The organism is Lutibacter oceani, from assembly GCF_003384935.1.
Taxonomy (GTDB): Bacteria; Bacteroidota; Bacteroidia; order Flavobacteriales; family Flavobacteriaceae; genus Lutibacter; species Lutibacter oceani.
In genome coordinates, this window is sequence record NZ_QTTQ01000009.1 from 583,195 (window position 1) to 608,338 (window position 25,144).

17 protein-coding genes and 1 tRNA gene are annotated in these 25,144 nt (G+C 30.9%); 7 read left to right on the plus strand and 11 right to left on the minus strand.

Going from position 1 to position 25,144, the window contains the following annotated elements:
• Positions 1-244: 244 nt before the first annotated feature.
• From BX611_RS02710 to BX611_RS02725, 4 genes are all read right to left on the minus strand, one after another.
• Positions 245-1,417 carry an alpha/beta hydrolase-fold protein gene (locus BX611_RS02710; RefSeq protein ID WP_115877945.1) on the minus strand — a complete coding sequence of 391 codons (1,173 nt, stop codon included), beginning with the start codon at positions 1,415-1,417 and terminating at the stop codon, positions 245-247.
• Positions 1,418-1,536: 119 nt separating this feature from the next.
• Positions 1,537-2,628 (minus strand): TlpA disulfide reductase family protein, encoded by a 1,092-nt coding sequence (locus BX611_RS02715; RefSeq protein WP_115877946.1) that lies wholly within the window; start codon positions 2,626-2,628, stop codon positions 1,537-1,539.
• 140 nt (positions 2,629-2,768) lie between these two features.
• Entirely contained in the window at positions 2,769-3,314 is a 546-nt protein-coding gene (locus BX611_RS02720) for a DUF4145 domain-containing protein (RefSeq protein ID WP_162879997.1), read from the minus strand.
• Between the two features lie 510 nt (positions 3,315-3,824).
• A complete protein-coding gene (locus tag BX611_RS02725) occupies positions 3,825-5,069 on the minus strand; it encodes a type IX secretion system plug protein (RefSeq protein ID WP_115877948.1) in 1,245 nt (414 codons plus the stop codon).
• 188 nt (positions 5,070-5,257) lie between these two features.
• On the opposite strand from BX611_RS02725, the gene BX611_RS02730 reads away from it, so the two are divergent.
• From BX611_RS02730 to BX611_RS02760, 7 genes are all read left to right on the plus strand, one after another.
• Entirely contained in the window at positions 5,258-6,607 is a 1,350-nt protein-coding gene (locus BX611_RS02730; protein ID WP_115877949.1) for a Na(+)-translocating NADH-quinone reductase subunit A, read from the plus strand.
• Between the two features lie 3 nt (positions 6,608-6,610).
• A complete protein-coding gene (locus BX611_RS02735) occupies positions 6,611-7,834 on the plus strand; it encodes an NADH:ubiquinone reductase (Na(+)-transporting) subunit B (protein ID WP_115877950.1) in 1,224 nt (407 codons plus the stop codon).
• A 2-nt stretch (positions 7,835-7,836) separates the two neighbouring features.
• Positions 7,837-8,583 (plus strand): Na(+)-translocating NADH-quinone reductase subunit C, encoded by a 747-nt coding sequence (locus BX611_RS02740; RefSeq protein WP_115877951.1) that lies wholly within the window; start codon positions 7,837-7,839, stop codon positions 8,581-8,583.
• Between the two features lie 3 nt (positions 8,584-8,586).
• Positions 8,587-9,234 carry an NADH:ubiquinone reductase (Na(+)-transporting) subunit D gene (locus BX611_RS02745; protein WP_115877952.1) on the plus strand — a complete coding sequence of 216 codons (648 nt, stop codon included), beginning with the start codon at positions 8,587-8,589 and terminating at the stop codon, positions 9,232-9,234.
• 5 nt (positions 9,235-9,239) lie between these two features.
• Positions 9,240-9,977 carry an NADH:ubiquinone reductase (Na(+)-transporting) subunit E gene (gene nqrE, locus BX611_RS02750; protein WP_115877953.1) on the plus strand — a complete coding sequence of 246 codons (738 nt, stop codon included), beginning with the start codon at positions 9,240-9,242 and terminating at the stop codon, positions 9,975-9,977.
• 5 nt (positions 9,978-9,982) lie between these two features.
• Positions 9,983-11,293, plus strand: a complete 1,311-nt coding sequence (gene nqrF / locus BX611_RS02755; protein ID WP_115878933.1) for an NADH:ubiquinone reductase (Na(+)-transporting) subunit F — start codon at positions 9,983-9,985, stop codon at positions 11,291-11,293.
• A gap of 105 nt (positions 11,294-11,398) precedes the next feature.
• Positions 11,399-11,776: a Na(+)-translocating NADH-quinone reductase subunit F gene (locus BX611_RS02760; RefSeq protein ID WP_115877954.1), complete on the plus strand. Its 378-nt coding sequence runs from the start codon at positions 11,399-11,401 to the stop codon at positions 11,774-11,776.
• Between the two features lie 8 nt (positions 11,777-11,784).
• On the opposite strand, the gene BX611_RS02765 is transcribed toward BX611_RS02760, so the two are convergent.
• From BX611_RS02765 to BX611_RS02795, 7 genes are all read right to left on the minus strand, one after another.
• The gene (locus BX611_RS02765; protein WP_115877955.1) at positions 11,785-11,979 is read right to left on the minus strand and encodes a hypothetical protein; all 195 of its coding nucleotides are present in this window, start codon (positions 11,977-11,979) and stop codon (positions 11,785-11,787) included.
• Between the two features lie 39 nt (positions 11,980-12,018).
• The gene (locus BX611_RS02770) at positions 12,019-19,002 is read right to left on the minus strand and encodes a LamG-like jellyroll fold domain-containing protein (protein WP_115877956.1); all 6,984 of its coding nucleotides are present in this window, start codon (positions 19,000-19,002) and stop codon (positions 12,019-12,021) included.
• A gap of 470 nt (positions 19,003-19,472) precedes the next feature.
• A complete protein-coding gene (locus BX611_RS02775) occupies positions 19,473-21,890 on the minus strand; it encodes a DUF4982 domain-containing protein (protein WP_115877957.1) in 2,418 nt (805 codons plus the stop codon).
• A 37-nt stretch (positions 21,891-21,927) separates the two neighbouring features.
• Complete coding sequence (locus tag BX611_RS02780) at positions 21,928-23,082, minus strand: glycoside hydrolase family 53 protein (RefSeq protein ID WP_115877958.1); 1,155 nt, start codon at positions 23,080-23,082, stop codon at positions 21,928-21,930.
• 130 nt (positions 23,083-23,212) lie between these two features.
• Positions 23,213-23,284: transfer RNA gene (locus tag BX611_RS02785), tRNA-Arg, on the minus strand.
• Between the two features lie 40 nt (positions 23,285-23,324).
• Positions 23,325-23,807 carry a hypothetical protein gene (locus BX611_RS02790; RefSeq protein ID WP_115877959.1) on the minus strand — a complete coding sequence of 161 codons (483 nt, stop codon included), beginning with the start codon at positions 23,805-23,807 and terminating at the stop codon, positions 23,325-23,327.
• A gap of 114 nt (positions 23,808-23,921) precedes the next feature.
• On the minus strand, positions 23,922-24,872 hold the full coding sequence (locus BX611_RS02795; RefSeq protein ID WP_115877960.1) for a sugar phosphate isomerase/epimerase family protein: 951 nt from the start codon (positions 24,870-24,872) through the stop codon (positions 23,922-23,924).
• Positions 24,873-25,144 lie beyond the last annotated feature (272 nt).

Below are 25,144 nucleotides of genomic sequence, written 5' to 3' on the forward strand. Positions count from 1 at the left end.
TTCTTTGTTCTCTGAAAAAGAATCAGTTTTTTCTTTCTCCTGACAAGAGAAAAAAAGAAATCCTATAGCTATTATTGTCAGTATTTTTTTGGTCATTTTTAAATATTACACAACAGTCTCGGCTATGAGTTTTCAGAATTTTAAAGCTCTGTACTTTCCGTTTACCAAACTGTCTATTTAGTATATTTACTTTCATATTGGCACTTTTGCCCACATTACGTAAAGGCAATGTTACCAATTGTATTTATTCGCTCTTGTTTAATTCCTTTATTTGCATTTTAGCGTGTTCATTATCTGGATTTAGTTCAAGAGATTTTTTATAGTTTTCGATTGCTTTTTGAGTATCACCTAATGCTTCATAGGCTTCTCCCAAGCTATCATAGGAATTAGATGATTTAGGGAAATTTTCTACATTCAAGATAAAGAATTCTAATGCCTTGGATTTGTCTTTATTATTTCTACTCTGTATCATTCTATAACCTAATTGATTTACAAGATGCTCGGGAGGTGGAAAATTCCACGAGAGCCTCTCCGAAAGTGCCTGAAAATGCTCAGTTAATTGCTCTTTGCTATTTATTTCACGATAGGAAATTCCATAGCCCTCAAAAATTGAAGAAATTCCATTATGAAAAGCAATGATTGGAACTGAGCTATGGTTTTCATTATCGAAGTATTCTAATTTTGCGGGTAATTCACCTCTGCATTTACTATTCAATGTCTCATAAAATCTTAGATGGCGATCACGGTTTCTGATATTCCTTTTGCCCCAATTTGCAGTAGCCATGTAAATGAATCTTTCAAATGATTGTTCAGTTAATGAATCTAACTTTTTGTCCATTGTTTCTGAATCCCATGTGCCAAAACTTGGGTCAACTGCAATAAATGAATTGAAGAGTGTCTTTTCTTTCATATAGGCATGAGTGGCCAACAAACCTCCTAAGGAATGTCCAAAAAGTATTCGATAGGGAGCTGTTCTAAAATTCTCATCCAACTCAGGGAATAGTTCATCTTCCAAAAATCTGAGAAAACTATCTCCACCACCTGTATTATTCTCTCTAACTGTAATGATTTTATCTGGTGTGTAGTCTCTTCTTCTATCAACATTTTGAATAGCAACCACAATCATCTCTGGAATTTTCCAGCTTCTGTATACATCAGAGCTCATGTAGTTTACCATTCCAATTATAGACTTAAAGTGTAAATTCCCATCAAGTACAATAAGCACTGGATATCTCTTATAGGATGATTCCTTATCATTATATGAATCAGGGAGGCTAATCCAATATTCCCTGTCTTCATTCAAGATCTTAGACTTAATTGAATGTTTTGTGCCGATTATTATTTGTTCGACATCTTGTGATTTTACCTGATTAATCCCTATTAGCAAAAGTAGTATTAAAATAATATGTTTATGCATTCTGTTGATTTCTATATGGTTTGTAAGACTGGAAAATCGGTTTGTTAGAATTTATGTCGTTAATATTTAGTTTAAATGTAAGCATAAATTTTATAAGGTGTTGTAAGCAGTTTATCTAGCTATTTTATGTCAAATATTTTATCTAATTCTGTTTCAAGCGCATTATGCTCATAGCCTTTCATTTTATTAATAACTTTCCCATCTTTATCGATAATAAAGCTTGTAGGATAAACTTGAACTCCATATTGAGTTACAACTTTGTCTGAAACACCTCGTAAATTTGAAATGTTTACCCAATCAATATTATCAGCTTTACTTGATTTTTCCCAATCTTTTTTATCTACATCAACGGAGTAACTAATAATGATAAAATCTTCATTTTTGTATTTTTCCTTAAGTCTTGGAAATTCCTCTTGGTTCTGTTCGTGACAATAATGACACCATATTGCCCAAAAATCTAAAATAATAACTTTACCTTTAAAATCAGAAAGTTTCACATTATTACCTTCTAAATCCTTTGCACTTATATCTATAAAAGGTTTACCAATTTTTATTCTTTCGATTTCAAAACTGTTTTTTAATGCAATCCCGTTTTTAGAATTTTGAAGATTGTTATCAAGTTTAGAATAAAATAATTGCAGACTATCTTTTGATATATTATCAGTAAAACCAAGAAAGTTGGTTAAGGAAACTATATTATTGGGGTTTTTAAAAAGAAAATCTAATCTCTCATTAAACATTCCTTTTTGATAATTTTTATAGTCAATTTCACCTTTTTTCATTTGATTACTAAAATTTTCACTAATCTGATTATAAGTTTTTGATAAATCAGTTAATTTAGAACCATTGATTTTTGCATTTTCAAAATCATCATAGTTTCCGATTATGGATATATCACCTTTATCAAGCCAAAGATAATTTCTTTTGGCAACCATATTCTTGTAATCAATAATAATAATCATATATTCACTTGGTTCATTTATATCAATTTTCAATTCAAATAAGCCATTTAATGATAAGGTAGAATCAATACTTTTTCCGTAAAAGTTTCTGCTATCCATTTTAGTTAAGACAACTGTTAAACTGTCTTTTAGGTTCTCAATAGTTCCTGTTAACTTTAAAGAATTTACTGTATTAGAATTTGATTTTTTGTCTTGACTAAAATTACAAGAAATCAGAATTAAGCTAAGGATAATAATTGTTTTTTTCATAGTATTTTTTTGTGGGTATTGCTTACGAGTTTTTATATGATTTGTGCGACTGGAAAATCGGTTTGTTAGAATTTTTGTCGTTAATATTTAGTTTAAATATAAGTATAAATTATACCCATTGTTGCCTAAAGTACTTTTATCTATTTATTTGCTAAATCCTCTATTTCAGTATGTAAATTATCAATTTGATTTGGTAAAATATAAATATATTCAATTAGGTAATCTAGTAAATCTAACATTTGACTTGTTATCTTTTTATCAGGTGTTTTATCAAGGTCAAAATGAGCTCCTAAATTCCCTCCTTTTCTCAATGCATCTGCAAGAGTCAAAATCGGTTTTTGTAAATCTAAATGTTTAGGTAATTCTGTCAATCTCTTATTTAGATTATACTTTTTTTTCTCATCTGGTAACAAATCTTGAGTTATCCCTTCTAGAAGTCTTCTACATAAGACAGATGTAGCAGTCCATTCTCCAACATTATAAACATTTAATGCAGATTCATAAGCTTTTTGAAGCCCTTGATTTAAACTTGAATTTGTTTTACTAAAATCTATTATTGAGGTTCTCCTTTTAGAATCAGGATGAATAAATATTTTCCCAAATTCGGGTTTGTCAGTCAAATCATAATCTATGTAAATAAATTTACTTTCTTTTCCACAACCTGTACATCTTGATCTGGTATTCAAGCAAATATGATTTTGAGGAATTGACCAACCAAGAGAAAAATTCACATTTCTCCCACAATGAGGACAATTATAATCAACAGAATCAATGATTTTCATCGTTCCGTGTTGATGTGATCTCGTAAAATATTTTTCTTCAATTCTTTGCATAGCATCGTATTTTTGGCAACTTGTTATATCCATAAATTATATTCTATTTACCATTCAAATTGTGATGATAAAAATATATTTTTATTGCTTTTATTAGTTTTCAATTCCACTAGTTTAAACAGTAAAAAAGTAAACAGATTATTAAATATTTTTTGGTAAAAGCAATTTTTACGGTTTAAAGATACGTAAAAACAGAAAATATAATGTATTAACAGTATGATAATTGTAAACAAGGTGTTTGGAAACTTAATAGGTTTCCAAAGGCTAATTATTAAATATTGTTTAATTAAAGAACTAGCTATAAACTAAAATAGTTCTCAATATACCTGCGCTGGGTTTGGCACTAGAACTGACATAGCAATTTTAATTGTTTAATTTTTTAGAATTCCCAAAACCTACTCCAATTACTTGTGTATAGCGGCTTCCATATTTATTGTAGTAAACTAAAACAGTGTAATCATTCTCGGTTTGATAAAATGAACCATCTATATCGCTATTACTAATAACTCCCTCTTTTGTTTTAGTAACATATTGATAATTATAAAACCCTTGTTTTAATAACATTTTAGCTTCATACAAGCCTGTATTTTCATTATAAATAAGTTTATTAGAGTCGTTTAACTGCCAATTATTAAAATTTCCACTTATAAAAACATCCTTGCCTTCTAAATTTTCCAAACAACTTAAGCTAAAATGAACCCAGCTATAATCAGCATCTGTATTGTTATTTTGTCCGTTTAGTGTTCTAATTACAAAATTTCCGTTAATGTCTTCAAATAATGTATAAGGCTGATCTATTCTTTCTTCATTTGTATATAAATAGGTATGGTACAAATCGCTTCCTAATTCAACTTTTGCAATATTTAAGGCTGTATTTCTAATTGATTTTGTGTCAAAATACAAAAACTCATTCCCAGCCATAAAACTGGTTTCTTTATTGTATTTATATAATAATTGTGTTCCCCTGTAAAATTGAGGTTTTAATCCTTCTATAGCTGTTTGCCAATTATTGTTTTGAAGAACTACCGGTAATATTTCTTCCTTTGGATTGTTAATTCTTAAATTTGGGTGATTTATAATAAATTCAACTGATTGATTTGTTTCAATAGTGGAAATATCTCTACTTTTAAAAATGGTAACACCTACGGTAACTTTTGGCTCGTATACAACAAAATTACGTTCAAAAACAACTTCTTCTTCATCATTTAAAACATATATTTTGTAATTTCCTGATATCTTCAGTTTTGTATTTTCATTAGGTAATGTTAACCTATAATTTGTATAAGGTTGCAATGTATTAAAGGAGTTTTCATAATCTCGTATTCTATCTTCGGCATAGCCATCAACAAATTCAGAATCTGATAAATTTGAAGAATTCCAATTATAGTCGCAATGCACAATTTTATAGGTGTAATCGTGTTCATCGGCATTTAAATCGTCAAAAATTAATTGAATTCTTTCTCCAAGCCTAACAATTGGCGCATAAGAATTTGTTGTACTCGGTTTTAATATAATAGTTTTAATATTTTCAGAATCAATAGTTTTCTGTTGTGAAAAACTTAAATGAAAAAATAAAACAGCAAGAAAATAAAAATAAAATGGCTTCAAATTAAATAGGAATTAATATTTTTTATGGTCAAAATCTATACCAAATATATAATTGTAATTATAATTATAACGTTTTCGAACTAAAAACTTAATTATAAAGCATAAAAAATTGACTAAAAAACATAAAACTACGATTATAAATTCTTATTTTTGCACCGTTTTTAAAGACTATTAAATAAACTAAAAATATGTCACAGGACATTCGAATTAAAAAAGGTTTAGACATTAAGCTAAAAGGTGCCGCTGAAAAAGTTACCGAAAATGCTAGTTCTAGTAGTGTTTACACTTTAAAACCTGAAGATTTCCACAGTATTATTCCTAAATTATCTGTAAAAGTTGGTGAAAAAGTAAAAGCTGGAGAAACAGTTTTTTACAATAAAGCTAATGAAGACATGAAATTTCCATCACCCGTAAGTGGTGAATTGGTTGATATAATTCGTGGTGAAAAAAGAAAAATATTAGCAATTAAAATTGAAGCTGATAGCAATCAAGAATTTGTTGATTTTGGCAAAAAAGACCCAAAAGCTATGAATGCTGAGGATCTTAAAAGTCATTTGTTAGCTTCTGGTTGTTGGCCATTTATTAAACAAAGACCTTACGATGTAATTGCAAATCCTGCAAATACACCTAAAGCCATCTTTGTTTCAGCCTATGCAAGTGCTCCATTAGCTGCAGATTACGATTATGTTTTGGCAGGTAAAGAAAATGAGTTACAAGCAGCAATTACGGCTTTAAGCAAATTAACTTCTGGTAGTGTTCATGTTTCCGTAGGGAAAAATTCAAACTCTCCATTAGCTGGTTTAAATAATTGTACGTTGCATAAAGTTTCTGGCCCACATCCTTCTGGAAATGTTGGTACCCAAATTGCAAAAATAGATCCTGTTAATAAAGGTGAAGTTGTTTGGACAGTAACTCCTCAAGATTTAGTTATTATTGGTGAATTATTGCTAACAGGAAAGTTTAATGCTGAAAGAACTATTGCTTTGGCTGGTTCAGGAGTTACGGCACCAAAATATTTTAAAACTAAAATTGGTGCTAGTATAAGTTCTATTGTTGACGGTAATTTAAATGAAGGTAATAACAGAATTATAAGTGGTAACGTTTTAACTGGAAAAACCACAAATAAAAAAGGAAATTTAGCATATTATGACAATATAATAACTGTAATTCCTGAAGGAAATGATTACGAGTTATTTGGTTGGACTATGCCGGTTTTTAATAAAATCTCAACTTCAAGAGCAATCACTTTTTCTTGGTTATTTCCAAATAAAAAATACGATTTAAATACCAATACCAACGGAGAACACAGAGCTTTTGTTGTAACTGGTAATTATGAAGAAGTATTCCCACTAGATATTTATCCTATGCAAATTTTAAAAGCTTGTATGTATAAAGATTTAGACGAAATGGAACAACTAGGAATGTATGAAGTTGCTCCAGAGGATTTTGCCTTAACTGAATTTGTATGTGTTTCTAAACAACCACATCAGGAAATTATTAGAAAAGGTTTAGACTTAATGTTAAAAGAAATAGGATAAATTATGGGATTAAAAGAAAAATTACATAATATAAAAGGAAAAGTTGATGGTACAAATTGGCAAACTATGTTTGGCGCCGTTCATACACTTTTTTATACGCCAAATGAAACTACGCATTCAGGTGGACATTTAAGAGCCGCTGATGATTTAAAACGTATAATGGTGAACGTTGTATTGCCTTTAATTCCAATTTTAATTTTTGGAATGTTTAATGCAGGTTTTCAACATAACGCAGCAATTAACGGTTTCCCTCAAGGAATGGGCTTTTTTAGTCCAGAATTTTGGAATTTTGATAATTTAGCAATTGGAGCAATGAAATTATTACCGCTAGTAATAGTTTCTTATGTAGTAGGTTTAGGTATTGAAATATTTTTTGCAACCATTAATAAACACGAAGTAGAAGAAGGATACTTTGTAACTGGTATGTTAGTTCCGCTAATTATTCCAATTGATACTCCTTTATGGATGTTAACTGTTGCAATTATTTTTGGTGTTGTAATTGGTAAAGAAATTTTTGGTGGTACAGGAATGAATATTTTAAATCCTGCATTAACTATTAGAGCCTTTTTATTCTTTGCATATCCAACCTGGATGAGTGGAGATAAAGTATGGGTAACTGGTGCTGTTGAAAGAACTAATGAAATTGCTGCAGGTGCAAACCTAGATGCAATATCTGGCGAAACCATTTTAGGAAGTTTGGCTCAAGGTAATGAATTAGCTTACTCAGTTTCAGATATGTTCTTCGGATTTATTCCTGGTTCAGTAGGTGAAACATCTACCCTTTTAATATTACTAGGTGGTTTATACTTAATTTATACCAAAGTTGCAAGTTGGAGAATTATAGTATCGTCTGTAATTGGAGCTTTAGTAATGGGACTTATTTTTAACGGTGTAGTTGATGCCGGTTGGATAACTGAGAGCAGTAAATTTTATACATTAATGAGTACTGCTTATTGGCAACATTTATTAATTGGTGGATTGGCATTTGGTATTGTATTTATGGCAACAGATCCTGTAACAGCATCACAAACCAATAAAGGAAAATGGATTTACGGATTTTTAATTGGATTTATTTCAGTTATGATTCGTGTGTTTAATCCAGCATATCCAGAAGGTGTAATGTTAGCAATTTTATTAATGAACGTATTTTCACCAACAATAGACCATTATGTGGTTCAAGGTAACGTTAAAAGAAGACTAAAACGTTTAAAAGCAAAAACAGCATAACAATGGCAACGAATACTGACAAAAATTTATATACCGTGTTGTTCGCAACAGGAATGGTAATTATAGTTGGAGCTTTATTAGCATTTTTAGCTTCATCATTAAAAGAAAAAATAGCCGAAAATAAACGTATAGAAAAACAACAAAATATTCTATATGCAATGGGAATTAATGAAAATGACGAAAGTAGCGTTGAATTTGTTTCTAAAGATATTGTAGGTGAAGAGTTTTCAAAATATATAACAAAACAATTAGTTATTACAGGAACTGATGTAGTTGAAGATAACAATGCATATTTAATAGATCTTAAAAAAGAAGAGGCTGAATCAAAAGCTAAAAAAAGAGCAAGAAGACTTCCTTTATTTATTGGAAATAAAGATAACACAGATTTCTATATTATCCCTGTAAGAGGTAAAGGTTTATGGGATGCAATTTGGGGATATGTAGCTGTTAACTCTGATTTGGTGGTTCAAGGTGTTTATTTTGATCACAAAGGAGAAACTCCAGGTTTAGGATCTAACATAAAAGAACGTTTTTTTATGGATGATTTTAAAGGGGAACATATTGTAGACGGTGATACTTTTAAAGGAATTACTGCTGCAAAAGGAAATGCAGACCCTAAAAATACAAATAAAACAGATTTTGAGGTTGATGCAATTGCTGGAGCTACCATTACAGGTGATGGTTTATCTGCAATGTTGAAGAAAGATTTGAAAATGTATATGCCATATTTAAAAACATTAAAGCAATAATTTATGGGACTTTTATCAAAAAAAGATACAAAATTAATAACTGATCCTTTAGCGGATAACAACCCAATTACAATACAAGTTTTAGGAATTTGTTCGGCATTAGCAATTACTGCTGAGTTAAAAGCCTCAATAGTAATGTCTATTGCAGTGTTATTTGTACTAGGTGTAGGAAACGTTGTAATTTCATTAATGAGAAATATAATTCCTTCAAAAATTAGAATTATTGTACAACTTATTGTTGTTGCAACACTTGTAATTATTGTTGATTTAATTTTAAAGGCTTTTGCCTATGAGTTAAGTAAAACATTATCCGTTTTTGTTGGATTAATTATTACAAACTGTATAATTATGGGACGCTTTGAAGCATTTGCTTTAGCTAACGGTCCTTGGAGATCATTTTTAGATGGTATTGGAAACTCATTAGGTTATGCAGTAATATTAATTATTGTAGGTTTCTTTAGAGAACTATTGGGCTCTGGGAGTTTATTAGGAATTAAAGTTTTAGGAGATCCTATTGAAAAAACAGGAGTATATGCTTTTGGTTATGAAAACAACGGATTTATGTTGTTAGCACCAATGGCATTAATCACTGTTGGAATAATTATATGGGTACAACGCTCAAGAAATGAAGCATTAATTGAAGACAACTAAATAATATGGAACATTTAGAATTATTTTTCAAGTCAATATTTGTAGATAATATGGTATTTGCCACATTCTTAGGAATGTGTTCTTACCTGGCAGTATCTAAAAAAGTATCAACTGCCGTTGGTTTAGGAGCAGCTGTAATATTTGTAATGGCAATTACAGTACCATTAAACTGGTTATTAGATACTTATATTTTAAAAGATGGTGCTTTAGCTTGGCTAGGGCCTGAATATGCTCAATACGATTTAAGTTTCTTATCATTTATAATGTTTATTGCAACCATAGCAACTATGGTACAATTGGTTGAAATAATTGTTGAGAAATTTTCACCTGCATTATACAATTCATTAGGTATTTTCTTACCATTAATTGCAGTAAACTGTGCTATATTAGGTGGATCTTTATTTATGCAATCTCGTGAAATTCAATCTTTAGGATTGGCTTTTAATTATGGAATAAGTTCTGGTATTGGATGGTTTTTAGCAATTTTAGCTATTGCTGCAATTCGCGAAAAAATTAGATATTCAAATATTCCTGCTCCACTTAGAGGTTTAGGAATTACGTTTATTATAACAGGTCTAATGGCAATTGGTTTTATGAGTTTTGGAGGTATGTTAACTGGTGGAGAAGCAGAAGAAACTACTGAACAAACAGTAGCAACTGTAGCCCCTTCTGATAAAGATACCATTGAAGCCACTGAAGATGCTATTAATTTAGCCAAAAACGAAAAAGAAATTAAAGAATAATAATGATGATATTAGCAACAAATACCTTAGGTACAATTGTAGCAACTGTAGTAGCATTTTTAGTTATAACACTATTATTAGTTGCGTTATTATTGTATGTAAAACAAAAATTATCACCTTCTGGTCCTGTAAAAATCAGAATTAATGGTGAAAAAGAAATTGAAGTAGCTTCTGGAAGTTCATTATTAACAACTTTAGGAAATGCTAAAATATTTTTACCATCAGCCTGTGGTGGTGGTGGAACTTGTATTCAGTGCGAATGTCATGTGAATTCAGGAGGTGGAGAAGCATTACCAACTGAAACACCTCATTTTACTCGTAAAGAATTACAACATGGTGCACGATTAGCTTGCCAGGTAAAAGTAAAACAGGATATGGATATTACCATTCCTGAAGAAGTATTTGGTATTAAAAAATGGGAAGCAACAGTTGTTAGAAATTATAATGTAGCTTCATTTATTAAGGAATTCGTTGTTGAAATTCCTGAAGATATGGGTTACAAAGCTGGTGGATATATTCAAATTGAAATTCCTGAATGTGAAGTAGATTTTAAAGATATTGATATTACAGCGCATCCTGAAGAACATGAAACCCCAGATAAATTCCAAATGGAATGGGATAAATTCGGTTTATGGGATTTAAAAATGAAAAATAATGAGTTGGTTGAACGTGCATATTCTATGGCTTCTTATCCTGCTGAAGGAAGAGAAATTATGTTAAATGTTCGTATAGCAACTCCGCCTTGGGATAGAGCAAAAAATGGTTGGATGAGTGTAAATCCAGGTATTGCTTCTTCATATATTTTCTCTCGTAAAAAAGGAGATAAAGTAATAATTTCTGGCCCTTACGGTGAGTTCTTTATTAATGAATCTGACGCTGAAATGTTATATGTAGGTGGTGGAGCTGGTATGGCACCAATGCGTTCTCATTTATATCACCTATTCAAAACCTTAAAAACAGGAAGAAAAGTTACTTATTGGTATGGTGGTCGTTCTAAACGTGAATTATTCTACTTAGAGCATTTTTATGAATTAGAAAAAGAATTCCCAAACTTCAAGTTTTATTTAGTGCTTTCTGAACCTGCACCTGAAGATAATTGGGTGAATAAAAAAGATACAAACGATACTAAAGGAGATGGATTTACTGGTTTTGTGCATCAAGCTGTAATTGATGAATATTTATCCAAACACGAATCTCCGGAAGATTTAGAATTATATTTCTGTGGTCCACCTTTAATGAATAAAGCGGTTCAAAAAATGGGTGAAGATTTTGGATTAGCAGATGAAAACATCAGATTTGATGATTTTGGAGGGTAATCCTACTAATTATAAATAGTCACACTCAGCATGTTGAAGTGTTTTAAAATAACTAAAAATCCGATACCTTTGTGTCGGATTTTTTATTTAAATTTTAATTATAAAATGAGTAGACCGCTTACAAAACAAGAAATACACAATTTAGCAATGAATATTGTTGGTAAAGATTTAGAAGCCAAAGGATACGAGTTTATTGCTATTAATAGCCAATTAAAAAAGAATCCCCAATTTGTTTGTATAAATAAAAATAACCAACGTTATTTTGTAATTGTTAAGACTGATCTCGTTTCTGATTTTGCAATTAACTATGATGTTATTTGGATGGAGACTTTTAAAACACATGCAAGAAAAAATCATGCTAAAGTAATTTTCGCAGGAGTTGGTTTAGCGGATAAAAAAAACACAACTAAATCTCCTTTTTTAAATAAAGAATATCTTTTACAATATGAAGGTCTTCAATATTTGGATGTATCTTTAAACTAAAAAGGGATTTATTTCTTTTGTGATTTATAAATTCCATAAACAGTTCCTATTATAAGTAAAAAAGTAATACTGCTGTCAATTGGTAATTCAGGATGAGGGTCAGCTCCTGGCTTTGGTAGTGGGTTGTTTTTGGTTTGAGAATTGCTCATACCACTAACCAACAAGATACTTATAATTAATAGATATGTAACTTTTCTTTTCATGCTATTTATTACTATGAACTATCCAATACCCTTTATTTTCTATTTGATTATTATTTTTTTCGCTATTTTACCTTCATTTGTAGAAATTAAAACTAAATAGACTCCCGTACTCACTTTAATTGGTAGCTCAATTTCATTCTCATTTAAATTTGATTCCCATATTTTTATTTGTTGTCCCATAACATTAAACAACAAAATTTTATTTATTTGTAATTCAACTGGTTTTCTAACACTTATTATTGAATTGTTCTCATTCACAAATACAATTACTTCATTAAATACTTCTTCTATTTGAATTGGAATTTCTGGTTTTGCTTGAAAAACCATTGAATACTTATCAATATACTCTCCATCTTCTAAAGTAATTTCAAACGCTCCCTTCATTATGTCATACGTATCCAGAGTAAGATTATCTCTTAGATAAATTTCCATATTTGGATATGGATTTTCAATTGTGTCTACCTTTATTTTAATTGGTATATTGCCGTTCGCATTAATACCAATTGGAACAACTCTTTCAATTGGTAAATTTTTAACGGCTTGAATAAGCACCTTGTTTTTATCTATAACCCAATATAAATCATTTGGTAATACATTATTATTTATGGCATCATAACCATAATCTAAAGCATCAGTAGTATTATCATCAATAGTAAGCAAGATTTGTCTATTAAAATTGGTTTCCGTTTTAAAACCAAGTCTTATTTTTAATCTTGTATCTAAATTTGTATTTGCACTATTTTGTTGCTTAGCACTAGTCGATTTAAAAAATACAGATGCAGAACTACCTTCACGCACAAATTTGCGTTGTGTATTACTGAATTTTATTTTTGAACCGGAAGGCCCTGCTCCCGTGACACCAAAACCTTGGGCTACAGCAATATATCTACCAGGAGTTTTTCCTCCATTTTCACCTGTATTATTGTAATTAGCTGCAGGAATTCCACCTCCTTTGGTTAACAATGCATATCCAGCATGTGCTTCATAATAATTATGAGAATTATCTTCCCAATCATCCCAAATTTCTATTGTACCATCAATTATACCAACGTTATCATCTATAAACTGAAAAGCATCTAAGGCACTTGGATAAGGATTCCCTGTTAAATACCAACTACCTGATGTTAGAGGTAATTCAATATCTCCATTATGTGGTTTTCCAACAAATACAAAATTTTGTTTGTCGTAAGCAGCAGCAATTGGAGGATGCGTACCTTTCATTGAAAAGCCTTCCGCTGGTAACATAGTACCAGTACTTTTTAAGCTAACCCAACTATTATCATTATCGTTACCATAAATCCAACGTTCTGCAATTTGAATTGGTGAAGAATTTACCCCATTATTTCCCCCTATAAATGTAATTATTTTTGGATTTGAAGAATCAAATCCATCTCTTAAAACATCTTTAACGGCATATTCTGTTGTTTGTGGCTGACCAATAATTCCTACTGGAGATGACCAATCATTATATCTGTATAGATTTCCTAATCCTTGTTGATCTCTTTCAATATAACCACTACTAACATCATCTATTACACTCTCAACAAACTGATTAGTAATAAAATAATCATTAACATCATAATCCCCATACTTTTTTTGTATTAATTGAGATTCCCCAACTAAATCTATAAAACCATTTAGTTTTAAATAATGTGTTATCCAGAGACCGTGACCAGAATTTGTTTCATCTTGTGCTCCAGAGTTTGTAATAATTAGTTTTTTCCCTGAATCAATTAAAAGCCCTAATAATGTTAAATCTCTAGTATCAGAAGTAATATTATGTGAAACTTTTACAATATTCCAATCTATAGGGGTATTATTAATTCCATTACTATTAGGTAAATCCCAAACATTAAAATTTGTCCAAGTATCATTAGTGTCCCATGGTTTATTTACCCTCGTTGTATATGGAATAGGAGCTGTTTGTTCCTGACCTGTAGTTATATTTCTAAGCCTACCATTTACACCTTTTTTATATGGTGCAAGATCACCACAATTAATATTCATATGATAATAAGCTTCTAAATTACTCCATAACAAAATAGTATCCTCAATACCATTATTATCATTATCAGGACCATAAATTTTAGTAGGAATTTGAACTCCTCCAACATCTGCGCCTAATTCATCAATTTCTTGATTCATCATTTGTCTTATATGCTCTACTGATAATGCCTTATTCCATATTTTCAATTCATCAATCCATCCATGATAATAATTCATAGGATCTGAAGAAACTTGATCCATGGCACCTAAAAGTGCTTCTACATTATTTGCTGTTAACCCCGGTGGATTATTATTATTTGTAGTTCCTAATTCTATACCATCTACATAAAGCGTGTATGTTGCACCATTATAGGTAACTGCTAAGTGATACCATCTATTTGTATTAATTAAATTACTTCCTGAGTTAACAGAACTTGAACCTGTACTATAATACCAATTAAACCTAACCTGACCATTTACAATGCTTAAATCGTAGCCATTGGAGTTATTACTGGCATCTTTTCTAGAAAATATTGTTCTTGTTCCAGATATATTATTTGGTTTTACCCAAGTTTCAATACTAAAAGTACTGTTTAAATTATAATTATTTTTGAAGGTAACAAAATCGTTAACTCCATCAAAATCAAGGCTTTTACAGTCGTTAATTTTAACATCAATTTCATCAAAGCATCCGTTTGTAAGGGTCCATCTTAATGTATAAGTACCTGGATTTCCAGTAAAAATGGCATCTGGATCTGTATCACTAGAAAAAGTAGCTGAACTACCACATGAAGAGGTTAAAGCAGAACTAATAATTGACCATTGTCCTGTAACACCTGTTCCTTCAAAATCTGTACTTACATCTGTAGGAACAACATAAAGATTGTTTTTCCAGGCACCTTTATTATAATTATCAATAGCTTTTTTTGTATTGTCATAGGCGTTTAATTGTAATGTAGCTTCTCCACAATTACCTGCAACTGGTAAATAATCTTCGCCTGCATAGGCTAAACTAGTACCTATATCAATAAAATTTGTTCCAGAATCATCACCTGTTCTACAACCATTAATAAGTGTAGTTACTCCATATCTTCTAATTCCTGGAGTTACAGGTATAACAGTTGCAGTAGATCCAATTGCTATTACAGTACCTCCTTCATCTGTCCATTCTAATTCATCATCTACTTGAGAAAATACGAATCCAACATCATCAATAGCCCAACCACTACCAACATCATATAATTGAGTTTTATTACATCCATTGCTTGGGTCTTTTGGAAAGGATACATCATCACAAAATCCTCCATCTGCTCCTGAATCAAAAGTAAACTTAATCCTTAAACCTGCATTACCAACATAAGCACCTAAATTAATAAGTACCTCTTCAAAAGGATCTGCCATCGGAAATTCCTTATTACAGCTATCTCCTAATAAACTGACTCCTGTTGTACTATTTGAGTAAGTAGCTAAGGTTATGCCATAGGTATTTCCAGCATCAAAAGATAATTCAATTGTACCTGAAGCATCTCCACAAAAATAATAACCCTGATGAAAGCTCAATATTGCTTCGCTTGCGGTCATACCAACAGTACTAAAAACAGGGGTTTCAAGGGTTGTAACCTGATTGTTAACAACAGAATGTGCTATGGCAAATTTCGTATTATCTGAAGTATCATAATTTATTCCACTAAATGTTTTATTTGGATTTACAACTGAATTTGTTTCTTTCCAAGTTGGAGCAGTTGTATTATTTCCACTTGCAGGAAACTCGCCATCTAACCCATCAACTCTCCATCCATCGGGTTGAGCATAGTTAAATTTACCTCCTTCTCCAAATTGTCCTTCAGGTTGATCAAAAAAACTCTCAGCAACTACAGTCACAGTTTCACCTAAACAAATATCTAATGGATTTGGACTATAGCTTACAATTATTGGTGGTTCATCTGGTGGTAAGAACCTTACAAAAGCTGATGCTGATGTTTGTATGATTAAAGGATCGTCAGCGTCAGTGATACTGAGACGCACAAAAGTATTTTTTATTATATCCTCAAGTATGTAGGTTAATGTTCCTGCAGTACCAGGTATCTCTGTCCAGGTTTCACCATTATCTTCAGAATACTCCCAGTGTATAACATCCGATGGTTGTAAATTATAGGTACCTATGGCTTCTAATGTAAATTCAACATCTTTTGGGTCATATAAACCACCAGGACAAGCTGTTGCTTCTATTAGTGCGCTTGCTGGCTGTGGATAAGTTGGAATAGGATCTATAATTTCCCCTGTTAAATAGGTGAACTGGTTTACTGGAGGCTCTACAGTTACAGTTGGAGTACAAGTGCTAATGTTGCCATTAACGTCAACCGCAGTTAGTGTGGTATTTGTTGTATAAAAATTACCATTGATATCTTCTGGAAATACGCTTGGTGATACAGTTAAAGTTGCAATTCCGCAAGTATCATATGACCCGTTATCAACATCTGAAGCATTTATTGTAGCTACCCTAGTAATAGGGTTAACAACTACAACAAAATTATTACAAAGCATTGTAGGCGGTGTATTGTCTATAACAGTTACTGTAGCTGTACAACTATCACTATTACCTTCATTATCGACTACTGTAAATGTTACTATTTGCTCTCCAACATCGCCACAGTTAAACGAATTAGGAGATACAGTCCTTACCACAATTCCACAATTATCTGTTGAACCATTATCCAAATCTAAAGCGCTAATATTTACGGTACCTGTTGAACTTAAATTAACGGAAATATCTTTACAAACTGCTGTTGGTGATTCATTGTCTGTTGGAATAACCTCAAAAGTACATGTACTAATGTTATTTGCACTATCAGTAGCCGTTAAAGTTACTGTTGTTTGACCAGAAATTGACGTTCCCGGCGCAGGACTTTGTGTAATTATTGGACTACTACAATTATCTGAATTAATGGCCAATGAGGTATAATCGAGAAGTATAAACTCACAGTTAGCACCAAAGTTAACATTTTGGTCACTTAGACAAGTGATTGTTGGAACTTCATCATCAGTTATAACTACTGTCATAACATCTGTAGCTGTGAGCATTGCTTCATCAGTTACAGTATAAGTTATAGTAGTTGTTCCTATTGGAAAATTATAAGTACCTATCTGACCTATACCATTATCTGTAACATCACCTAACATGTCCCAAACTATAGAACTTCCAGTACAATTATCTCCAAAAGTAGCATCTGCTATCACAACAGAAACATCACAATTTCCAGTACCATCTGCACTTGTAGTTGTAATTATATCTCCTGCAGAACTAATTGTTGGAACTTCATCGTCCGTTACTGTTACTGTTTGGTTACAAGGTGTTGAGATATTCCCTGCCTCATCGGTTGCAGTCCATACTACGGTTGTATTTCCTATACCAAATAAATGAGTCGCTGGAGTTATGATAGTACCACCAACTTTTGCTGTAAATATTATATTCGTTGATGTAGTACAATTATCTGATACTACTGGTATACCTAATGAAACTATTGTTGTACAATTACCTAAACCATCATCTGATGTTTTAGCTGTTGTAATATTTGATGGACAAGTAATTACTGGATCTGTTATATCTTTTAGCGTGATTGTAAAAGTAGTTGATTCTGTATTTCCATTTCCATCATCAGCTGTAACGGTAATTAGTTGCGTTGTATTATGTCCACTGATCACAGTGCCTGCAACAGGCAATTGTGTTTTGATAATACTTCCTACTGCAGTACAATTATCTGCCGCAGTTGTTAAACTTGTATAATCCGGAATCGTGAAGCTACATGAAGTATCTAAATTTTCATCGCTATCCGTAATGCCTGTAAGGGTAGGTTTTGTTATATCATCTAAGATAATGTTTTGATCTGCTGTTGTTGAATTACCATTTCCATCGGCAAAGGTCCAAGTTACAACAGTTGTACCCTGGGCGGTAACAGGAAAGCTTATATTAGGTATACCAGTAATAGTTCCTCCACAAGTATCTGTTGTTGTAGGTGAAACAGGTGTTCCTGAACATTCTCCTACGTTTACATCTGATAATACAGGGGTTAATGGATCCGTTATATCTTTTAGCGTGATTGTAAAAGTAGTTGATTCTGTATTTCCATTTCCATCATCAGCTGTAACGGTAATTAGTTGCGTTGTATTATGTCCACTGATCACAGTGCCTGCAACAGGCAATTGTGTTTTGATAATACTTCCTACTGCAGTACAATTATCTGCCGCAGTTGTTAAACTTGTATAATCCGGAATCGTGAAGCTACATGAAGTATCTAAATTTTCATCGCTATCCGTAATGCCTGTAAGGGTAGGTTTTGTTATATCATCAACAATTACATTTTGGGTTACATCAATGTCATTACCATTGCCATCATCAAAGTTCCAGGTAATCACATGGGTTCCTTGGGTTGAATAAGTTAATGGATCTAATGTCGTTCCCGTAATTATTGCACCACAATTATCTGATGTGGTTGGAACCGTTGCTGTTGCTGTACATTCGTCTGTAACATCTGTCAGGGTTGGTGTATCCGGTGGTAAACTGTCAATTATAGTGATATAGGATTGGCATGTAGTAATTGTACCACCATCATCCGATGTTAATGTCACTAATATTGGGTTATTTGGTATATCCGCACAAGTGAAACTTGAAATATCAATTGATAAAATACCTGTGCTACCATTATCAATATCGGCAGCTGTAATACTCGCATTGCCTGTAGCATCTAGGTAAACAGAAATATCTTTACAAGAAGCAGAAGCTATTAAACTTTTTTCTTCAATCTCAGTATCACTTCTACTTGCTTCAACAAAGTATTCAGGTTTATCATTGAAAAAAGAATTTAATTCTACGACAGAAAGTGGTTCATTTTTTTCTAAATATGCATATTTGAAGTTATTTTTTGATAATATCTTCTTATTTATTTGAGTTTCAACAAAAGAACTAAACATTCCATAATATTGGGAAAACACCAATAAAGTGATGCAAAATATAAAAACAGTAATGTATTTTTTTTTCATATTCGTAATTTTTGGGTGAAATACACTTAAAAATTACTAATTTAAATAGCTGTAAAACTATTTTGGAATGTAATATATATTAATACAGCTATGAGAAACTTGCAATTTTAAAACAACTTTAATTCAAAAAAATCAGAATCATTTTAATTCTAATTAAAAAACAATTGAAATTTTTCAACTGTACAAACAAAGGGTGTTTTATTTTCTAACAACTATCTTGCCCTATAAACAACTATGTTGTTAGTTAAGACTTTAAATAATTGATAATTTGACCTTTACAATATCAAATATAATTTATTTTTTCATATAAATAAAATAAAATATGATATTTATCATGTGTTATTTTGTGATAAAGAGGATAAGTTATTCACTAAATTTAAAGAAAATATAAAATAATTAATTTTCTTAAATATTTTTACATCATAGAAATTGAACAAAATTTTATGTGGTTTTTCTTAATAAAAAACTTATCAATCAGTAGAATTTATATCTAGTTTTGCACTTTTTAAACCTTTACCTGTAACTTGTAAATTAATAGAACCTGCTTCATCTATTGATTGTACTAATACAACCAATTTACCACTGAATAATTTCATAGTTGGTAAATGAAATAGTTCTAAGGAAGTTGCATCTCCATTACAAGCGGCTCGGTAAACACCTTTTCCTTTCACCTTAAATTTTAATTGGTTAGTAGCTGTTGGACAAGGATTACCCTTTTTATCAACTACTGAAACTTCAACAAATACTATATCTTTTCCATCAGCGTTTATTGTTTTTTTGTCAGGGTTTAGCACAATTTTATAAGGTTTTCCAGCCGTTTTAATTTCTTTCTCAGCTACGGGTTCTCCTTCTTCGTTTAAAGCTACTACTTTTAATGTTCCGGGCTCGTAGTTAACATCCATCCACATTAAACGGTATCTGTTTTGCGATGTTGAATTGTTCTTTTTTTGAACACCCATACTTTTTCCATTTACAAAAAGCTCTGCACTATTATAATTAGTATACACAAAAATTGGTGTTTTCTCTCCTTCCCTGCCTTTCCAGTTCCAGTGAGGTAAAATATGTAGTGTTTCATCAGTTGTATTCCATCTACTTCTGTATAAATAAAAACGGTCTTTTGGCAACCCAGCTAAATCTGAAATACCAAAATAAGAACTACGAGAGGGCCAACTTTCATCATATGGCGTTGGTTCTCCCAAATAATCAAAACCTGTCCACACAAATTCACCAATTACCCAAGGTTTATCATCTTGTAAAACAAAATCTTCATCGGGTAAATTGGACCAGCTACAATATTCTAAATCATAAGAAGAGCTTTGAAAATCACTATATTGTTTCATACTTAATTTTTCAACGGGAAATTTATAAATACCCCTAGAACTTACAGTAGAAGCAGTTTCCGAACCTAAAATAAAACCTTGTGGAAATTTATCAAATGCCTCTTCATATAAATGTACTCTGTAATTTAACCCTGGTATATCTAATAAAGCTCCAAAACCAGATTCCATAGTAGCTTTAACCTGATCCATACCCACTGTTACAGGACGAGTAGGATCTTCTCTATGAAAAATATCCTGCAACCATTTTGCTCTTTTTACACCTTCCGAACCCCATTGGTCTGGTACTTCGTTTCCAGCACTCCACATTACAATTGAAGGGTGATTTCTTGTAGCGTGTACTAAATTTACTACATCCTTTTCAGCATATTCTTCAAAAAAACGATTGTAACCATTTTCTACTTTTGGTTTTGCCCATTCATCAAAACTTTCAGCTAAAAACAGGAAACCCATTTCGTCACAAAGTTCCAATTGTTCTAAAGATGGCATATTGTGTGAACTTCTAATTGCATTACACCCCATATCTTTTAAAATTGTTAACTGACGGCGCAATGCTGCTTTATTTACTGCAGTTCCTAAAGGACCTAGATCGTGGTGCAAACAAACTCCTTTAAATTTTCTAATTTCACCATTTAAACTAAACCCTTTATTTGCTTCATATTTTATTTCTCTTATTCCAAAACGAGTTGAAACTTCATCTTTTAAGATGTCTCCTTCATATAATTGTGAAACAGCAGTATATAAATACGGGTTTTCTGGACTCCATACTATTGGATTTTTCACTTTTATATTTTGATCAAATTCATTATTAAATTTAATGGTGGATTTTTCTGAATTAACTTTAGTACCTTCAGCATTAAAAATAGTAGTAATTAGTTGAATATTTTCACCTGAAGTTTTGGTTTTAATATTCACTTTTGCTAATTCATTATTTATAAACGGTGTAGTTATAAAAGTTCCCCATTGATTAATACTCTCTTTATTTTTTACAATTACACTTACTTTTCTGTACAAACCAGCTCCAGGATACCATCTTGAAGCAAATGCTGGGTTTGAAACCTCTACAGCTAAAGTATTTTCGCCTTCTTCTATAAAATTTGAAATATCAAAATAAAAATAACTATAGCCATATGCCCATTCTCCAATTTTTTTGCCATTTAAATAAACCTTTGGTTCACTCATAACACCTTCAAAAAGCAAAATTACTTTTTTTCCTTTTTCATATTCAGGTATCATAAATTTATTTCGATACCAAGCTGTTCCAATATGAGGTAAAGATCCTGTTCTTCCTGTTTTTTCAGAAGCTACTTCTTCTCCATTTTGAATAATTGCTACAGTTTGTTTATCAACTTCTTTATCAAAAGGACCATAAATTGCCCAATCATGGGGAACATTTACTTGTTCCCAATTTGAATCGTTAAAATTTACTTGATAAGCTTCTGAACTTTTTCCTTTTTGAAATTTCCAATTAGTATCTAATTCTTTAACAATTCTCTGCTGAGCAGATGAAATAATTGAAAATATTAAAAGAAGATATTTAAGATGTTTCATTGTGTGATTTTTTATTTTAATTTTATAAAACTATATATTAATTCTTTGAAGCATTGTAAAATTGCATTCCTAAATTTACTTTATTATTTTCATCAAACAAAGTTGCATTATCCCAATGAGAACCTTGCCCCCAAAGGGTATTGCAATTGGTAGAAACCCAAGCAGGTTCCCAATAAATTAATCCTTCTCCTCCAGTATTTTTAATAATTTCCTGTAATTTATTTAAATAATCTAATTGTCCTTGTTGCGTTGCAGGATAGCCACTTATTAGGGCTTTAGCATCTAAAATATTATTAGCTTCATCAATATTTTCTAAAGTAAAAGGATAAGCAGTTTCAACTATCATTAATCTTTTTTCATAATTATTTATTAATGTGCTAAGTGCCGTTCCTAAATTATTTAGCGTATAATCTGACCAAATTGGATAATATGACAAACCAATCCAATCAAAATCTGTAACACCATTTTGGGTTGCCTCTTTAAACCACCATAAACCATTTTCAGGTTGTGCAATATGAAGCATTACCTCAACTTTTTTATTTCTTTGGCTTGAAATATCTCTAACAGCCTTAATTCCTTTATTTATTAGGTACGAATTGCGATTCCAATCAATTGGCCATACTAATTCACCCTGTTGTAATATCATCGGATTTATTTCATTACCTACTTGTACAATTTCTGGCAATAAATTAGCATTCGCTAAATTGTTTAATGTCTCATAGGTATAATTATATAATAAATCACCTAAAGCTTCTTTATTATTAATTTCACTTAACCAAGCAGCTGGAATTTCTTGAACACCAGGATCAGCCCAAGTATCTGAATAATGAAAATCTAATAAAACTTGCATTCCTTCAGCTTTTGCTTTTTGGATGGCTTTTTTTACATCTTGGTAATTTGAATAATTTGTCCAGGTTGGGTTATGCCATAAACGTAAACGCACTAAATTAGTCCCAGCTTCCTTAAAAATTTTATAAGGATCTTTGCTTAAATTATTCTCATCTTTATAAACAGCTCCACAATCTACCATTTCATTTACATAAGATAAATCTGCTCCGTAATAAAAACTTATTGCTGACACTTCCTCTTCTTCTGTAATGATTTCCTCTTTATTTTCATCGGAATTTGAATTGCTGCAAAACTGAAAAACTAGTGCTAAAAACAAAAATACTATCCATTCAAATCTTTTCATTCTAAATATTTTATAATTGTATTTTTTACATTTATAAAAATATATAAAAAACTATAACAATTAATATAAATAAAGTTAAAGTTTTTGTTTTTGTTTTTTAAATAAAGGATAATTAAGTAATTTTGAAATGTGACTCCACCAGGACTCGAACCTGGATCTAAAGTTTAGGAAACTTCTATTCTATCCCTTGAACTATGGAGCCAAAAATACTTAAAGTAAAGTTAAGAATATTATTCATTTAATTATCTTCCAAAGAGTGTGGAAATTTGCTTTTTACTATAAAAAGTACTTCGCCCAAAAGTATTATTGGTTAAATTATTTTGATAAACATAAAGTAATAATTCACCTCGAATCCTTTTATAATTAAATTTTACAATAGTGTCTTTGTTTGTTTGAACAATTATCTGGTGGTCTTTTTTATTTTTAAAACCATCATTAATTATATTAAAAATTGTTTCTTCATTTGAAAAATGAAATGAATTTTCAGAATTACTTTTTTCAGATATTACATCTGAATAAACCAATGAAAATAAATTATCCTTTTTTAATAGCTTAATAAAATGATTTTTTGCTTTAATACACCCTATTTCCTGGGAAAACACTATTGAAGAAAAAAATAAAAGAATTACTAAAAATTTATATTTCATAAAAACATTAAATCCATTTAATAAAACCACATAAATTTTTGAATGGTTTGTAAAAGTTGCTCCCTTATTATTATCCATTGCAACCACCTTCCAGTAAATTTACTGCAAGTATAATTAAATTTTATTAATAAATACTCTCTTAGGGAAAGTCTAAATTAGTTTAAAGATATATACACTAACAACGAAAATAAATTAAAGAGACTTTAAATAATTAATACTTTTTTTCAATGCTATATCAGGTGATTGTACCATATCCTGTTCAACGAAATAATGCTCAACACCATTTTGTTTTGCAGCTGTAAGTATTGTTGGTAAATCTAACACACCTTCTCCACATGAAGTCATATATGGAAATAAGCTAATCCATTGTGATGCATCTCCACCATCTCCAGAGAATCTTTTTGCTTCTTTCATATCTTTTATATGCACCATTTTATATCTGTCTTTGTGTTTTTTAAACATTTCAACTGGATCTGCTCCACCAGCTATTGTCCAATAAAGATCCATTTCAAAAAAGACTAGGCTAGGGTCAGTTTGATCAAAAATAATATCTAATGGCATAACTCCATTTACATTGTTTAAACCATACCCATGATTATGATATGCAAAACGAATTCCTTCTTTCTTGGCTTCAGCACCTATAGCGTTGAATTTTTCTGCTGTTCGTTTATAATCGTCCAAATTTTTTCTTTCAGCATCCGGAATGGAAGGAAGTACCACATATTTTGCTCCTAATAAATTAGCGGCTTCCGCCAATGATCCCATATTATTTAAAAGTGTATCAAAATCAGTATGCATTGAAGGAATACTAATTCCATTTGATTTTGCGGCATTAAAAAAATCAGAAATTGTTTTGTTAAAAAAGCCGCTTCCTTTGAATCCTAATTGTGGTGTAACAGCATTCCATGAAGCTTTTGCTTTTTCATTACTGAATTCATAAGGTCCAAAACATTCCACTTCTTTGTATCCCATTTTTGCTAACATAGCAAAGGCTCCCTCAAAGTCATTTTCTAACATTTTTGGTATAGAGAATAATCCTAATCCTACTTTATTAATTAATGGACTGGTAAAAAGTTCATTTGCGCTCACTAAAGAGGCTACAGAAAATAAAGCAGTGGTTTGAATAAATTGACGACGTTTCATGGTAAATAATTTAGTTTCCTAATTTATTCAATTATTTGGAAATAAAAATCTTTTAGCTAATTTTTAAATGAATTGGCTCTAATTCCTCAAATTTAAAATATCAAATCCAATATACTTTTTACTAACAATTTACATTGAAGCGACACTAGAAAATTAGTAAAATGTAAACGAAATGGTTTATTTTCAACAACTACTAACAGTTAGTAATTCAAGGTTACTTTTCATAATTAATTGATTAATATCATTTCTTATAATAATATGGTCAATTAACT